Raw genomic sequence first — 15,725 nt, 5'->3', positions numbered from 1 at the left:
ACCGGACAATCTCATGTCAGTAAGTTCTTTTAACCGACGCTGGGCGGCGGTGATCCTTGAAGCCCTGACGCGCCACGGCGTCAGGCACGTGTGTATTGCACCGGGTTCTCGCTCAACGCCGCTGACGCTGGCGGCAGCCGAAAACCGGGCGTTAATTCACCACACCCACTTTGATGAGCGCGGCCTCGGCCATCTTGCGCTGGGTCTGGCGAAAGTCAGCAAAGAACCCGTGGCGGTGATTGTCACTTCCGGTACCGCCGTGGCGAACCTCTATCCGGCGCTGATTGAAGCCGGGTTAACCGGTGAAAAATTGATCTTACTGACGGCCGATCGTCCCCCTGAGCTTATCGACTGCGGCGCCAATCAGGCCATTCGCCAGCCGGGACTCTTTTCTTCGCATCCTTCGCAGACGATTTCGCTGCCCCGTCCCACCCTGGATATTCCGGCAAGCTGGCTGGTCTCCACCGTCGATCACGCCATGGAGACGTTGCGTCGCGGAGCGTTGCATATCAACTGCCCGTTTGCCGAGCCGCTGTACGGTGAGCTGGACGACACGGGTCTTGACTGGCAGCAGACCCTCGGCGACTGGTGGGAGAGTGAAAAACCGTGGCTGCGCGAGCAGACGCACCTTGAGAGCGCGAAACAGCGCGACTGGTTCTTCTGGCGGCAGAAGCGCGGCGTGGTTATCGCCGGGCGCATTAGCGCCTCTGAAGGCAAGCTGGTTGCCGAATGGGCGCAAACCCTGGGCTGGCCGCTGATAGGCGACGTGCTTTCCCAGACCGGTCAGCCGCTGCCGTGCGCCGATCTCTGGCTGGGTAATGCCAAAGCGGTCACCGAACTGGCGCAGGCGCAGATTGTGGTCCAGCTTGGATCTAGCTTGACCGGCAAACGGTTACTGCAGTGGCAGGCGACCTGCACACCGGACGAGTACTGGCTGGTGGACGCGCTGGAAGGGCGGCTTGACCCGGCGCACCACCGCGGTCGTCGTCTCGTCAGCTCTATCGACGCCTGGCTGGCGCTCCATCCCGCTGAAAAACGCAAGCCCTGGGCGGTGGCCATTCCGGACCTTTCGCGCCAGGCGTGGGAACTAACCAAAGCGCACTGTGAAGCGTTTAGCGAAGCCGGGCTGGCGCACCGTATTCGCCAGTACCTGCCCGAGCAGGGGCAGCTGTTTGTCGGCAACAGCCTGGTCGTGCGGCTGATTGACGCTTTTTCGAAGCTGCCCGCGGGCTACCCGGTATACAGCAACCGTGGTGCCAGCGGCATCGACGGGCTGATCTCCACGGCGGCGGGCGTGCAGCGCGCCAGCGCGAAATCGACGCTGGCGATCGTGGGCGATCTCTCCGCGCTCTACGATCTCAACGCGCTGGCGCTGCTGCGTCAGGCGTCAGCCCCGTTTGTGCTGATTGTGGTCAACAACAACGGTGGGCAGATTTTCTCCCTGCTGCCTACGCCCCAGAGCGAGCGCGAGCGTTTCTATCTGATGCCGCAGAACGTGCAGTTCGAACACGCCGCGGCGATGTTTAGCCTGAAATACCATCGCCCGGAAAGCTGGGAACAGCTGGACGCGGCGTTAAACAGCGCATGGAAACAGCCGGGCGCGACGCTGATTGAGCTTGTGGTGAACGATGCTGACGGTGCGCAGGCCCTGCAAAGCCTGCTGGCGCAGGTGAGCCAGCTGTGATCCTTTCGGGCGTGCTGCAGGCCGGAAAACCAGGCTATCCCTGGCTGGTCTTTTTGCACGGTTTTTCGGGTGACTGTCGCGAGTGGCAGAGGGTCGGTGAAGGACTTAGCGATTATCCCAGGCTATATCTGGATCTGCCGGGGCACGGTGGATCCCGGAATCTGGGTGTGAAGGGGTTTGACGAGATGAGCGCGTTGCTCACCCGAACCCTGCTTAGTTACAACATACTTAAATTCTGGCTTGTCGGGTACTCCCTCGGCGGCCGCATTGCGATGTTCCATGCCTGCCAGCAGCCGAAGGGGCTGCAGGGCGTGGTGGTGGAGGGAGGGCATCCGGGCCTGCAGGATGCCGATGCGCGAAATGCGCGGCTGGCATCCGACCGCCGCTGGGCAACGCGTTTTCGTACCGAACCGCTGGAGAAAGTGTTCGCTGACTGGTACCAACAGCCCGTTTTCGCCTCCCTTACGGACGCCCAGCGCGACGCGCTGATTACCCTGCGCAGCCAGAACAGCGGCGCGACGCTGGCGCTGATGCTCGAGGCAACGTCGCTGGCCGTGCAGCCCGACCTGCGTGCTGCCCTGAGCGCGCGCGATTTCTCTTTTGATTATCTCTATGGCGAACGTGATGAGAAGTTTGCGGCCCTGGCCGCTGAGCTGAACGCCGTTCGCCATGCAATTCCCAACGCCGGACACAACGCCCACCGGGAAAATCCCGATGCGGTTACCGCAAGTCTGGCTCAGATACTGCGTCTTCGCATAAAGGACACTCTATGATCTACCCTGATGAAAACATGCTCTATGCACCGGTTGAATGGCAAGACTGCTCCGAAGGCTACACCGACATTCGTTACCACAAATCCACCGACGGCATTGCTAAAATCACCATTAACCGTCCGCAGGTGCGTAATGCCTTCCGTCCGCTGACCGTGAAAGAGATGATTCAGGCCCTGGCGGATGCGCGCTACGACGATAACATCGGCGTGATTGTCCTGACCGGCGAAGGCGATAAAGCGTTCTGCTCCGGCGGCGATCAGAAAGTGCGCGGTGACTACGGCGGATACCAGGACGATGCGGGTACACACCACCTGAACGTCCTCGATTTCCAGCGTCAGATCCGCACCTGTCCAAAACCGGTGGTGGCGATGGTGGCGGGCTACTCCATCGGTGGCGGTCACGTGCTGCACATGATGTGTGACCTGACCATTGCGGCCGAGAACGCCATCTTCGGCCAGACGGGCCCGAAAGTGGGATCCTTCGATGGCGGCTGGGGTGCCTCCTACATGGCGCGCATCGTCGGTCAGAAAAAGGCCCGCGAAATCTGGTTCCTGTGCCGTCAGTACAACGCGCAGGAAGCGCTGGATATGGGCCTGGTGAACACCGTGGTGCCGCTTGCCGATCTCGAAAAAGAGACCGTGCGCTGGTGCCGTGAAATGCTGCAAAACAGCCCGATGGCGCTTCGCTGCCTGAAGGCCGCGCTCAATGCCGACTGTGACGGTCAGGCGGGTCTGCAGGAGCTGGCGGGCAACGCCACCATGCTGTTCTACATGACCGAAGAGGGTCAGGAAGGGCGCAACGCGTTTAACGAAAAACGCCAGCCGGACTTCAGCAAATACAAACGGAATCCGTAATGCGTCGCGCGCAGGTTTACCGCTGGCAGATACCGATGGACGCGGGCGTGGTGCTGCGTGAGCGGCGGTTAAAAACCCGTGACGGCTTCTTCGTGCATCTGCAGCAGGACGAGCGGGAAGGCTGGGGCGAGATTTCACCGCTGCCGGGCTTTAGCCTCGAGTCGCTGGAAGACGCGCAGTCAGTATTGCTGACCTGGGCAGATGCGTGGCGTGAGGGCGCGGATCCGGCATTGCCGGAAGTGCCTTCCGCAGCTTTTGGTATCAGCTGCGCGCTCGCGGAGCTGGACGGCAGCCTGCCGGAAGCGGGGAATTACCGCGCGGCACCGCTCTGCACGGGCGATCCGGACGAACTCTTCGCGCTGCTCTCCGCTATGCCGGGCGAGAAGGTCGCGAAAATCAAAGTTGGGCTCTATGAGGCGGTGCGCGACGGCATGGTCGCCAACCTGCTGCTGGAAGCGATCCCCGATCTTCATCTGCGTCTGGACGCCAACCGCGCCTGGACGCCGCTTAAGGCGCAGCAGTTTGCGAAGTACGTCAATCCGGCGTACCGCAGCCGCATTGCCTTCCTCGAAGAACCGTGCAAGACGCGGGAGGATTCGCGTGCGTTTGCCCGCGAAACGGGGATTGCCATCGCCTGGGATGAAAGCCTGCGCGAGGCCGATTTTGAATTTGTCGCCGAACCCGGCGTCAGCGCGGTGGTGATTAAACCAACGCTGACCGGCAGCCTGGCGAAAGTGCGCGAGCAGGTCGCGGCGGCGCACGCCTTAGGGCTGACGGCGGTCATCAGCTCGTCGATTGAGTCCAGCCTTGGGCTAACCCAGCTGGCGCGCATTGCCGCCTGGTTAACGCCTGACACGGTCCCTGGTCTCGACACGCTGAACCTGATGCAGGCTCAGCTTCTCCGCCCGTGGCCGGACAGCGCGCTGCCGTGCCTCGACGTTACGGCGCTGGAGCCGCTGCAATGAGTTTTACCGACTGGCCGTGGCGGCACTGGCGCGCGCTGTCTGCCGATAAGCCTGCCCTGAGGCTGAACGACGAGACGTTTACCTGGCAACAGCTGTGCGCGCGCGTCGACAGCCTTGCGGCGGGGTTTCACCAGCAGGGCGTGGAGGAGGGCGACGGCGTGCTGCTGCTGGCCTATAACCACCCGCAAACCCTGCTGGCGTGGCTGGCGCTGCTCCAGTGCGGAGCGCGTATTCTTCCCGTGAATCCGCAGCTGCCGCGCCCGCTGCTGGGCGTGCTGCTCCCGCAGATGACGCTGCGCTTTGCGCTGGTGCTGGATGGCAGCTACGACTGTCTTCCTGCCCTGAGCATGCGCGAGACCGCCGATGCGTATTGCACTGCGTGGCAACCGGCGCGGCTGGCGTCCATGACGCTGACCTCCGGCTCCACCGGGCTGCCGAAAGCGGCGGTCCATACCTGCGAGGCCCATCTTGCCAGCGCGCGCGGCGTTTTGTCGCTGATACCCTACGGTGAAGACGACGACTGGCTGCTTTCGCTGCCGCTGTTTCACGTTTCCGGCCAGGGGATTTTATGGCGCTGGCTGCAGGCCGGCGCGCGGTTAACCGTGCGCGAGAAACAGCCGCTGGCGGAGGCGCTGTGCGGCTGTACCCACGCCTCGCTGGTGCCAACCCAGCTCTGGCGTCTGCTTAATGCACACCAGCATGTTGCACTGAAAGCGGTGCTGCTGGGCGGGGCGGCCATCCCTGTTGAATTGACCGAACAGGCGCGAGAACAGGATATACGCACCTTCTGCGGCTACGGCCTGACCGAGTTTGCCTCTACCGTCTGCGCGAAAGAGGCGGACGGCGAGCCGGACGTGGGCTATGCGCTGCCGGGCAGAGAGGTTCAGGTGGTCAACGGGGAAGTCTGGATCAGGGCACAAAGCATGGCCTCAGGCTACTGGCGGGATGGCGAACTGATTCCGCTGACCAACGACCAGGGATGGTTCGCCACACGCGATAGCGGCGAATGGCATAACGGCCGTCTGACGATCCTGGGCCGCATGGACAACCTCTTTTTTAGCGGCGGAGAAGGGATCCAGCCGGAATCGCTGGAGCGCGTTATCGCCACGCACCCGCAGGTTAACCAGGTGTTTATTGTTCCGCTGGACGACGCCGAGTTTGGGCAGCGTCCGGTGGCGGTGGTGGAGTGTGAGCCGGGAACGGATATCACCTGTTTACCTGACTGGGTGAGGGATAAGGTGGCGCGTTTTGAGCAACCCGTCCGCTGGCTGCTGTTGCCGACCGAACTCAAAAATGGCGGTATTAAAGTCTCGCGCCGCGCGTTGCAGCAGTGGGTGAACGCATCGCTGAAGGGATAATAGTCGTTTCAAATAGTTACAATCTAATGACCTGCCGCACGCAGAGTGCTTGATCCCCGGGAGACTCCGGTTAAAATCTCGCGGTTTTGGGACTTCTTTATAATAATTGTGCGGGATCACGACAATGAAAAAAGTGGCATTAGTGGGCTTAGGCCTGATGGTTGTATCTGCGGCGGCTAACGCCATCAGCATTAACGGATCGGCGGGTCAGGATTATACCCACCTTGGCTTTGGCATGGGTACCGAGACTTCGGGTCTGGCGATGACCGGCGGCTGGACGCATAACGATGATGACGGCGACGCGGCCAGCCTCGGCCTGGGTCTCAACGTTCCTCTAGGCCCGTTCCTGGCCACCGTCGGTGGTAAAGGTATCTATACCAACCCAAATGACGGTGACGAAGGGTACGCGGCGGCAGTGGGCGGCGGCCTGCAGTGGAAAATTGGCGACAGCTTCGGCCTGTTTGGTGAGTACTACTATTCGCCGGACTCCCTCTCAAGCGGTATCGAAAGCTATGAAGAGGCTAACGCCGGCGCGCGCTGGACCATTATGCGTCCAATCACCATCGAAGCAGGCTATCGCTATCTGAACCTGGCCGGTAAAGACGGCAACCGCGACAACGCGCTGGCCGACGGCCCGTACGTGGGCGTCAGCGCAGGCTTTTAATCACTCCGGCGCGGCATTCTGTCGCGCCAGTTTCTCTCTTATCCACCCCGCGTTTGCGTTATAGTGTTTTGACCAAATAAGCGGGAGAACATAATGATTAACGTGGAGATGTTATCCACCGGCGACGAAGTGCTGCATGGACAAATTATTGATACCAATGCTGCCTGGCTTGCCGATCTTTTCTTTGAGCAAGGATTACCGTTAACGCGCCGCAATACGGTGGGCGACAATCTTGAGTCACTGGTCGCTATTCTGCGTGAACGCAGTGAGCACTGTGACGTGCTGATTGTGAACGGTGGGCTCGGCCCTACCAGTGACGATCTCAGCGCGCTGGCCGCCGCGACCGCAAAAGGCGAAGGGCTGGTGCTGCATGAGGCGTGGCTCTCGCAGATGGAGCGCTTTTTCTCCGAATGTGGCCGCGTCATGGCCCCCAGCAATCGCAAACAGGCTGAAATTCCCGCCAGCGCCGAGCTGGTCGATAACCCGGTGGGTACCGCGTGTGGATTTGCCATGCAGCTGAACCGCTGCCTGATGTTCTTCACGCCGGGCGTGCCCTCAGAATTTAAAGTGATGGTCGAGCAGCAGATCCTGCCGCGCCTTCGCCAGCGTTTTACCCTGCCGGAACCGCCGCTGTGCCTGCGTCTGACCACCTTTGGCCGCTCGGAAAGCGATCTGGCCCAGAGCCTCGATCACCTTCCGCTGCCGCCTGGCGTGTCCATGGGCTATCGCTCCTCCATGCCGATCATTGAACTTAAGCTGACAGGCCCGGCCGAGCAGAAAGAGGCGATGCTGGCGTTGTGGCCCGAGGTGCAGCGCGTGGCTGGTGAAAGCCTGATCTTTGAAGGTACGGAAGGGTTGCCCGCGCAGATTGCGAAGCATCTGCAGGCGCGTCAGCTCAGCGTGACCTTAAGCGAGCAGTTCACCGGTGGCCTGCTGGCGCTGCAGCTGTCGCGCGTCAACGCGCCGCTGCTGGCCAGCGAAGTTGTGCCGTTCCAGCAGGAGACCCTGGCGCAGACCGCCCGCTGGGCGACCGAGAGAAGGGTGAAGCATTTTGCCGGTCTGGCGCTGTTTGTCGGCGGGCTTGATGAAGAACATCTCAACTTCGCGCTGGCGACGCCCGAGGGCACCCACGCCCTGCGGGTAAAAATGAGCATTACCCGCCACAGCCTGGCGGTGCGTCAGGAGGTGTGCGCCATGATGGCGCTGAACATGCTGCGCCGATGGCTGAATGGCAAAGAGGTGGCCAGCGAGCACGGCTGGATTAACGTGGTTGAGTCGCTGTTCGTGGAGTAACGCCTGTGCCGGGGCCTTTCGCCCCGGCCATGTTCAGCCGAGCGCCTTTGCCAGCAGCGTAATCGGATGTTCGCAGCGCTTGCTGGTGGACATCTCAATCTGCCATTTGCAGGTTTCGCAGTCCGTCACCACAATATCCGCGCCGCTCTCCTCAATCTGACGAAACAGCGGGGCACCAATCGCCTGCGACGTTTCGTAGTTTTCACGCTTAAAGCCGTAGGTTCCCGCAATCCCGCAGCAGCGCGAGTCCAGCACCGTCAGCTCCAGCCCCGGGATTAACCGCAGCAGCTCCAGCGTATAGAGCGACCAGCCCATTTTCTCCATATGACAAGGCGTGTGATACACCACCTTCAGGGGTAATTCCCTCAGCGGCAACGTCTGCCCGCTGTCCAGCTTGCGCCACAGGAAACGTGTCGCCAGCTCGATGTGCTCGCGTAGTCCGGTGTTGTCCACGTCCAGCAGATGCGGGTACTCATCGCGCAGGGTAAAGGTACAGGTGGAAGAGGTCGCCAGCACCGGAATACCTTTATCGACAATCGCTTCGCGCAGGGAGGTGACATTGCTCTGAGCCTGCCTGCGCGCTTTATCGGTGAACCCGTTGGCGATCAGCGGTACGCCGCAGCACTTCTCTTTATTCAGTAGCTGAACGCCCGTTCCCATGGCATTCAGCACCTTCAGCAGATCTTTACCCAGCTGCGGGTGGTTGTAGTTCACGTAGCAGCCGTGGAAAAAGGCCACCTGCTCGGCGTACTGCGCCTGTTTCGCCGCGACGAATTTATACCAGCGGCGGAAGGTTCCGTGAGAATATTTCGGCAGGCTGCGGTGATGGTCTATCTTCAGCGTGGCATCCAGCAGCTGGCGCACCGGTTTGAGAGAGGTCGCGGCATTCACCAGCGGGGCAAACGGCGTAGAGACGCTGCCCATCAGATCGGTATGGCTCAGGATCGCGTCCCGCAGCGACGGCTTTTGCGCGCTGTAGCGCGCCCGGGCGCGCTGGATAATATCGCCGATTTTCACATCCGACGGGCAGGCGACTTCGCAGCGTTTGCAGTTGATGCAGTATTTCAGCGCTTCATCATACAGCTTGCCGTCCTTCAGGCGCAGACGCTCGCCGTCCGGTCCGGCCTGCTTTGGTCCGGGATAGCGTGGGTTCACGCCGCTGACCGGGCAGACGGTGGTACACACCGTGCATTTGATGCAGCTTTCAAAACGGGTATCGTTCATTGTTCAGCCTCCGTGCGCTGGCTAATCTGCTCTGCCACATACAGCGCCGTGACGGCGCAGACTCCGCCACCGCACCCCTGAGCAATAGGATCGTACCCGCCCAGCAGCGAGCCGATGGCAAAGAGATTACTGACAGGTCTACCGGCAAGCTGCGGGTGTAACCGGTTATCGACAATCACGCCGAACTGCTGCCAGGGCTGCGGCGAGAAGAAATCACTTTGATACCAGTCCGCGCGGGAGGCATGCTGGCGAACATCCAGTCCCATAATAGCTTCCCGGATACCCTCCCGGCTGCTCAGCAGTCCGTTGCTGAAGAAGCTGCCGCTTGCCAGCACCGTATAGCGCGCACGAAGCGGAATATCGTCGTGGTTGCGCGTCCAGATTTCGCTCACCGCGCCGTCGGTCAGGGTGATTTTTTTCACCTCATCACCCGCCATCCACACGCCGCCCTGCGCGACAAACTGGCGCTGGAGCTGGGTATGCAGACGAATGCCGGGTACGGACGGAGGCAGCGTTGGCAGCAGGCCGAGCGAGCAGGGCAGACGATCCGAGAGCCAGCGCCAGAGCCGGTTGTCGCGTAAGCCAAAGCAGGCGGGCATCAGCAGGGCGTCACAGCTGTCGCTGAGGGGCCTGAGCGCGTCATACAGCAGCGGCCATTTGTCCTCGTTATCCAGAAATCGGGCGATATTCACCGCGCGAAACTCGCTCGGGTTATCGCGCAGGACATCAAGCTCAGGTAGTTCTATATCTGCCGTTTCGGCGTTAACCCCAAGGCGACAGAGCGACGCCGCCGCGAGATGGGGCTGAAAATCCAGAAAACCGCTAATACCCACGACCCGGACGCGCGCGGCATTGAAGGGGGCAACGGGCACCTCCTCCGGGCTGAGCCAGGCAGAGCGTAAGGTACCGAGCGGCGTGACGCGCTGGTGATTGAGCCGGGCGCTCCCCTTCAGACGCGCGCCGCAGTCCGCCAGCAGCGCTTCGGTTTCCAGCGCAAAGCGGTCAACGTTGTGCGCGCCAATCAGGTGATAGGGGTGCTCCGGCGGCAGCTTATCGCGGTACGTTTCGTCCACCAGATCCAGCGAGCCCGACGAGAAGTGCAGGGCGCTCTGGCCCCGTGTGATAATGGCGCAGCGCAGCCCCTGCCTGGTGAGCCTGATGCCGCAGAGCAGGCCTGCCAGCCCGCCGCCGACGATTACGGTATCAAATTTCATCGCGTTGCTCCTTCTCAAGACCGCAAAGCCCCTGGTAGACCCAGCGGGTAAATTCGCTTTCGCGCAGGGCATCGCCCCAGGCGACAGGCTGGATGCCTTTCCAGCGCTCGTTTAAAAACGCGCTGAGCTGATCGAGCGACTGGGTAGCGGTGGTGGTATGAAAGCGCTGCAGCAGTCCGGCGGCACGACAGGCGCACAGCTCGCCCTGACAGGTACCCATTCCGACGCGGGTGCGGCGGCGAAGATCGAGCAGGCTGTTAACCGTCAGATTTTCCACCGCGTACTGCACCTCACCGGCGGTGACGGCTTCGCACTCGCACACCAGGCTGCGGCTCAGGCGCCCTTCACCGAGCCACTGCGGCGTTCTGTCGCCGTGGCGGTAAATAGCGGATCCGCGCAGCGGCGCGGGCAGGGAGATGATTTTTTGCAGCGTTTTTTCGGTGGACTGACGCGAGCCGGGCAGGGGTTGTTCTGCCGTCACGCACCGTTCGGTATTGCCCAGCTTGCGGCAGACGGCATCGGTCGCCCACTCGGCCATCAGGCGGTAGGTCATCAGCTTGCCGCCGGTGATGGTGATAAACCCGTCCAGGCCGTCACGCCCGGCGTGATCGAGCAGCACAATGCCCCGGCTGACGTTACGCCCGCTCGGATCGTTATCGCTGGCGACCAGCGGACGCACGCCTGCGTAGGCGCGCAGAATACGCGTCTGCGCCATCACCGGGGCCAGTTTTTCCCCTTCGCGCATCAGGATGTCGACTTCTTCGGCGGTTACGCGGTTGTAGTCAATCTCGCTATAGTCCACGTGGGTTGAGGTCGTACCGATTAATGAGATGGTGTCACCCGGCACCAGAATATCGGCATCTGACGGTTTGCGGCAGCGGTTAATTACGTGGTTATTGATGCGGTGGTCGAGGATCAGCAGCGAGCCTTTCGCCGGGAACATGCGCACCGACAGGTCCGCGTATTCCGCGATGCGCTGCCCCCAGATCCCCGCCGCGTTGACCACCACGGCGGCATACAGTTCGCTGTGTTCGTTATATTGCGTATCAACAATCCGTACGCCGCAGATGCGGTTTCCCTCGCGGATAAGCCCGGTCACTTCGTGTCCGGTCAGGATGTGAGCGCCATGTTCGCGGGCGTCCAGCATGTTGGCGGCAGTCAGGCGGAAGGGGTCAACGGTGCCGTCAGGCACTTTAACCGCGCCGATAAGCGCCGGGTTAACCGACGGTTCCAGCCGCCGCGCCAGAGCCGGATCCATGGCCTCAGCCTGAATGCCCGCTGCACAGCAGGCGGTAATAAAGGTGTCCTGGAAGGTAAGGTCATCTTCGGGAAGAGTGATAAACAGGCCGTCAGTCGGCTCAATGCAGTGGCGGGCGATACGCTTGAGGATCTGGTTTTCAGCAATACATTCGCGCGCGGATTCAGCGTCGGTGACCGCATACCGGGCGCCGCTGTGCAGCAGGCCGTGGTTACGTCCGGTTGCGCCCGTGGCGATATCATGGCGTTCCAGAAGCGTGACGCTTAAGCCGCGAAGGGCGCAATCGCGCGCGATCCCGGCGCCGGTTGCGCCACCACCAATGATTATCACATCACTATAACGAGGATCGTGACTGGTCATTGTTTACCCTCTATGTTCGTTTTTTATCATTTAGCCATATTAATTTTGTGGTTTGTTTGATTTCGAACATAAACGCGCGGAATTCGAAAGTGAAACGTGATTTCATGCGCCTTTTTGCGCATTCTGTCATATTTCTGTAACAATCTGTGCGTTGATTCACAGTAACAATCACCGTGATTTCTTAACATCCCCGCCTCTGGAATTCAGGTGCGAGCCACCTGCTCATTCATTTCAAGGCCACGGAGGCTGTTATGCTCAGTATCTTCAAACCTGCGCCGCACAGGGCGCGTCTGCCAGAGGCAGAAATAGATCCGCTCTATCGCCGTCTGCGTTGGCAAATCTTCCTGGGGATCTTCTTCGGGTACGCGGCGTACTACCTTGTACGTAAAAACTTCGCGCTCGCCATGCCGTATCTGGTGGAGCAGGGCTTTTCCCGTGGCGATCTGGGGTTCGCGCTGTCGGGGATCTCCATCGCCTACGGTTTTTCCAAATTCATCATGGGCTCCGTGTCGGATCGCTCGAATCCGCGCGTGTTCCTGCCCGCCGGTCTGATCCTGGCGGCCGCGGTCATGCTGTTCATGGGCTTTGTGCCGTGGGCTACCTCCAGCATTGCCATCATGTTCGTGCTGCTGTTCCTCTGCGGCTGGTTCCAGGGGATGGGGTGGCCGCCGTGCGGGCGTACCATGGTGCACTGGTGGTCGCAGAAGGAACGCGGCGGCATCGTGTCGGTGTGGAACTGCGCGCATAACGTGGGCGGCGGTATTCCGCCTCTGCTGTTCCTGCTGGGGATGGCCTGGTTCAACGACTGGCATGCGGCGCTCTATATGCCTGCCTTTGGCGCCATTCTGGTGGCGATTATTGCCTTCGCCCTGATGCGCGACACGCCGCAGTCCTGCGGCCTGCCGCCGATTGAAGAGTACAAAAACGACTATCCGGATGATTACAGCAAGGAGCACGAAGAAGAGCTGACCGCTAAACAGATCTTCATGAAGTACGTGCTGCCGAACAAGCTGCTGTGGTACATCGCGGTGGCGAACGTGTTCGTTTACCTGCTGCGCTACGGCATCCTCGACTGGTCGCCAACCTACCTGAAAGAGGTGAAGCACTTCGCGCTGGATAAATCCTCCTGGGCCTATTTCCTGTATGAATATGCCGGGATCCCGGGCACGCTGCTTTGCGGCTGGATGTCGGACAAAGTGTTTAAAGGTAACCGCGGCGCGACGGGCGTCTTCTTTATGACGCTGGTGACCATTGCTACCGTGGTGTACTGGCTCAACCCGCCGGGCAACCCATCAGTAGATATGGCCTGCATGATCGTCATCGGCTTCCTGATTTACGGTCCGGTGATGCTGATCGGTCTGCATGCCCTGGAGCTGGCGCCGAAAAAAGCGGCGGGCACGGCGGCGGGCTTTACCGGCCTGTTCGGCTACCTCGGCGGTTCGGTCGCGGCGAGCGCCATCGTGGGCTACACCGTTGACTTCTTCGGCTGGGACGGCGGCTTTATGGTGATGATCGGCGGCAGCGTGCTGGCGGTACTGCTGCTGATTGTTGTGATGATCGGTGAGAAACGTCACCACGCGGAAGTCCTGGCGCGTCGTCAATAAGGAGCTTTGCGATGAAATTAACCCAACTTGCAACCGGTCTGCTGCTGGCGGGCCTGATGACAGGCTCCGCGCTGGCGGCGGATAAAATTGTTATTGCCCACCGCGGCGCCAGCGGCTATCTGCCGGAGCATACGCTGCCGGCGAAGGCGATGGCCTATGCGCAGGGTGCGGATTACCTGGAGCAGGATCTGGTGATGACGAAGGACGACCAGCTGGTCGTCCTGCATGACCACTATCTTGACCGCGTGACGGACGTGGCGGATCGTTTTCCGGACCGCGCGCGCAAAGATGGCCGCTTCTATGCCATCGACTTCACGCTGGCGGAGATCCGTTCCCTGAAGTTTACCGAGGGCTTTGAGATTGAAAACGGCAAGAAGGTGCAGGTCTATCCGGGACGTTTCCCGATGGGCAAATCTGACTTTCGCATTCATACCTTCCAGGAAGAGATTGAGTTTGTTCAGGGGCTGAACCACTCAACCGGTAAAAACATCGGCATCTATCCGGAAATCAAAGCGCCGTGGTTCCACCATCAGGAAGGAAAAGATATTGCCGCGAAGACGCTCGAGGTGCTGAAGCAGTACGGCTACACCGGCAAGAAGGACAAAGTTTACCTGCAGTGTTTTGATGCCGCCGAGCTGAAGCGCATCAAAACCGAGCTGGAGCCGAAGATGGGGATGGATCTCAATCTGGTGCAGCTGATTGCCTATACCAACTGGAATGAAACCCAGGAGAAGCAGCCGGACGGGAAGTGGGTTAACTACAGCTACGACTGGATGTTTAAGCCGGGCGCGATGAAGCAGATTGCGCAGTACGCCGACGGCATCGGGCCGGATTACCACATGCTGGTGGCGGAAGGTTCAACGCCTGGTCATGTGAAGCTGACTGCGATGGTGAAAGAGGCGCACGCCAGCAGGATGCAGGTGCACCCGTATACCGTGCGTGCAGACCAGCTGCCGCCATATGCCACGGACGTGAATCAGCTTTATGAAGTGTTGTATAAGCAGGCGGGCGTGGACGGACTGTTTACGGATTTCCCGGATAAAGCGGTGACGTTCTTAAAATAGAAAAAAGGGCCGTAAGGCCCTTTTTTACATCTCGATCTCTATATCGCCTTTTGCCCGGCAGCAGCAGGGCAAAATTTCCCCTTCGTTGATAAAGGCCAGCGGCTCGGTCAGCCAGTCCACCTGGCCGGCGACCAGACGGCAACGGCAGGAGCCGCAGTAGCCGGAACGACACTGGTACTCTACTTCTACCTGATGCGCCTCAAGCGCCACCAGCAGAGAAGGGTGCTCCTCCCGACACAGTACCTCAGTGCCGGAAAGACTTAACGTGACGCGTGACATCAGAGCTGGAAGTTGCTCAGGTCGTCGGTGTTGACTTCAGAATCAATCTGACCGACCAGATAAGAGCTGACTTCCACTTCCTGCGGCGCAACCTGCACGTTATCGGACACCAGCCAGGTGTTGATCCACGGAATCGGGTTAGAGCGCGTCTGGAACGGAAGGTCGAGACCAACAGCCTGCATGCGGATGTTGGTGATGTACTCAACGTACTGGCACAGGATGTCTTTGTTCAGGCCAATCATGGAGCCGTCGCGGAACAGGTAGTCTGCCCACTCTTTCTCCTGCTGAGCGGCCAGCACGAACAGGTCATAGCACTCCTGCTTGCACTCTTCAGCGATTTCCGCCATCTCCGGATCGTCCGTACCGCTGCGCAGCAGGTTCAGCATGTGCTGGGTGCCGGTCAGGTGCAGGGCTTCATCACGGGCAATCAGACGGATGATTTTGGCGTTGCCTTCCATCAGCTTGCGCTCGGCAAAGGCGAAGGAGCAGGCGAAGCTGACATAGAAGCGGATCGCTTCCAGCGCGTTGACGCTCATCAGGCACAGGTACAGCTGCTTTTTCAGCGCGCGCAGGTTCACGGTGATGGTTTTACCATCCACGTGGTGGGTGCCTTCGCCCAGCAGGTGCCAGTAGCTGGTCATCTCGATCAGCTCGTCGTAGTAGTGAGCAATGCCTTCCGCGCGCTTCTGGATCTGCTCGTTGGTGACGATATCGTCAAACACAACCGCCGGATCGTTCACGATGTTGCGGATAATGTGCGTGTAAGAGCGGGAGTGAATGGTCTCGGAGAATGCCCAGGTTTCCACCCAGGTCTCCAGCTCAGGAATCGAGATCAGCGGCAGCAGCGCCACGTTAGGGCTACGTCCCTGAATAGAGTCCAGCAGCGTCTGGTACTTCAGGTTGCTGATGAAGATATGTTTTTCGTGATCCGGCAGCGACTGGTAGTCAATACGGTCGCGGGATACGTCCACTTCTTCCGGACGCCAGAAGAAGGAGAGTTGCTTTTCAATCAGCTTTTCGAAGATGTCATATTTTTGCTGATCGTAGCGTGCCACGTTGACCGGCTGGCCGAAGAACATCGGCTCTTTGAGCTGGTCGTTTTTCGTCTGTGAAAAGGTGGTATATGCCATG

The 15,725-nt window shown here is 60.2% G+C and carries 14 protein-coding genes; 9 read left to right on the top strand and 5 right to left on the bottom strand.

Annotation, left to right across the window (positions count from 1 at the left end):
- Positions 1-13: 13 nt before the first annotated feature.
- The 7 genes from menD (at position 14) to AB3N39_RS14415 (ending at position 7,591) form a co-directional block, all read left to right on the top strand.
- Positions 14-1,684 (top strand): 2-succinyl-5-enolpyruvyl-6-hydroxy-3-cyclohexene-1-carboxylic-acid synthase, encoded by a 1,671-nt coding sequence (gene menD, locus AB3N39_RS14445; RefSeq protein WP_143345347.1) that lies wholly within the window; start codon positions 14-16, stop codon positions 1,682-1,684.
- Entirely contained in the window at positions 1,681-2,457 is a 777-nt protein-coding gene (gene menH, locus AB3N39_RS14440; protein ID WP_143345346.1) for a 2-succinyl-6-hydroxy-2,4-cyclohexadiene-1-carboxylate synthase, read from the top strand. Before menD ends, menH begins: the two co-directional genes overlap by 4 nt.
- Entirely contained in the window at positions 2,454-3,311 is an 858-nt protein-coding gene (gene menB, locus AB3N39_RS14435) for a 1,4-dihydroxy-2-naphthoyl-CoA synthase (RefSeq protein WP_045402731.1), read from the top strand. The genes menH and menB overlap by 4 nt, the downstream gene beginning before the upstream one ends.
- A complete protein-coding gene (menC, locus tag AB3N39_RS14430; RefSeq protein ID WP_248174750.1) occupies positions 3,311-4,276 on the top strand; it encodes an o-succinylbenzoate synthase in 966 nt (321 codons plus the stop codon). Before menB ends, menC begins: the two co-directional genes overlap by 1 nt.
- Positions 4,273-5,634 (top strand): o-succinylbenzoate--CoA ligase, encoded by a 1,362-nt coding sequence (gene menE, locus AB3N39_RS14425; RefSeq protein WP_143345344.1) that lies wholly within the window; start codon positions 4,273-4,275, stop codon positions 5,632-5,634. Before menC ends, menE begins: the two co-directional genes overlap by 4 nt.
- A 124-nt stretch (positions 5,635-5,758) precedes the next feature.
- The gene (locus AB3N39_RS14420; RefSeq protein WP_111965282.1) at positions 5,759-6,298 is read left to right on the top strand and encodes a YfaZ family outer membrane protein; all 540 of its coding nucleotides are present in this window, start codon (positions 5,759-5,761) and stop codon (positions 6,296-6,298) included.
- A 93-nt stretch (positions 6,299-6,391) separates the two neighbouring features.
- The gene (locus tag AB3N39_RS14415; RefSeq protein ID WP_367896830.1) at positions 6,392-7,591 is read left to right on the top strand and encodes a nicotinamide mononucleotide deamidase-related protein YfaY; all 1,200 of its coding nucleotides are present in this window, start codon (positions 6,392-6,394) and stop codon (positions 7,589-7,591) included.
- Between the two features lie 33 nt (positions 7,592-7,624).
- Here AB3N39_RS14415 and glpC read toward each other — a convergent pair whose 3' ends face one another.
- The 3 genes from glpC to glpA are packed head-to-tail and all read right to left on the bottom strand — an operon-like array spanning position 7,625 to position 11,647.
- Positions 7,625-8,815 carry an anaerobic glycerol-3-phosphate dehydrogenase subunit GlpC gene (glpC, locus tag AB3N39_RS14410; RefSeq protein WP_133294845.1) on the bottom strand — a complete coding sequence of 397 codons (1,191 nt, stop codon included), beginning with the start codon at positions 8,813-8,815 and terminating at the stop codon, positions 7,625-7,627.
- Positions 8,812-10,029: a glycerol-3-phosphate dehydrogenase subunit GlpB gene (gene glpB / locus AB3N39_RS14405; protein ID WP_367896829.1), complete on the bottom strand. Its 1,218-nt coding sequence runs from the start codon at positions 10,027-10,029 to the stop codon at positions 8,812-8,814. Before glpB ends, glpC begins: the two co-directional genes overlap by 4 nt.
- The gene (gene glpA, locus AB3N39_RS14400) at positions 10,019-11,647 is read right to left on the bottom strand and encodes an anaerobic glycerol-3-phosphate dehydrogenase subunit A (protein WP_136195485.1); all 1,629 of its coding nucleotides are present in this window, start codon (positions 11,645-11,647) and stop codon (positions 10,019-10,021) included. Before glpA ends, glpB begins: the two co-directional genes overlap by 11 nt.
- Before the next feature lie 251 nt (positions 11,648-11,898).
- Here glpA and glpT point away from each other — a divergent pair, with 251 nt between their 5' ends.
- Together glpT and glpQ are read left to right on the top strand one after the other, a co-directional pair.
- Positions 11,899-13,251: a glycerol-3-phosphate transporter gene (gene glpT, locus AB3N39_RS14395; protein WP_045354273.1), complete on the top strand. Its 1,353-nt coding sequence runs from the start codon at positions 11,899-11,901 to the stop codon at positions 13,249-13,251.
- A gap of 11 nt (positions 13,252-13,262) precedes the next feature.
- Positions 13,263-14,315 (top strand): glycerophosphodiester phosphodiesterase, encoded by a 1,053-nt coding sequence (glpQ, locus tag AB3N39_RS14390; RefSeq protein WP_325848593.1) that lies wholly within the window; start codon positions 13,263-13,265, stop codon positions 14,313-14,315.
- A gap of 24 nt (positions 14,316-14,339) precedes the next feature.
- Here the strand turns inward: glpQ and yfaE are convergent, their stop codons facing one another.
- A complete protein-coding gene (gene yfaE, locus AB3N39_RS14385; RefSeq protein ID WP_008500234.1) occupies positions 14,340-14,594 on the bottom strand; it encodes a class I ribonucleotide reductase maintenance protein YfaE in 255 nt (84 codons plus the stop codon).
- Positions 14,594-15,724, bottom strand: coding sequence for a class Ia ribonucleoside-diphosphate reductase subunit beta (nrdB, locus tag AB3N39_RS14380; RefSeq protein ID WP_111965288.1), 1,131 nt, complete (start codon positions 15,722-15,724; stop codon positions 14,594-14,596). Before nrdB ends, yfaE begins: the two co-directional genes overlap by 1 nt.
- Position 15,725: the final 1 nt, after the last annotated feature.

This window comes from Enterobacter vonholyi, assembly GCF_040834095.1.
Classification (GTDB): Bacteria; Pseudomonadota; Gammaproteobacteria; order Enterobacterales; family Enterobacteriaceae; genus Enterobacter; species Enterobacter vonholyi.
Note: the sequence above shows the minus strand (reverse complement) of the source record. Positions and strands in the feature narration are given on the sequence as shown.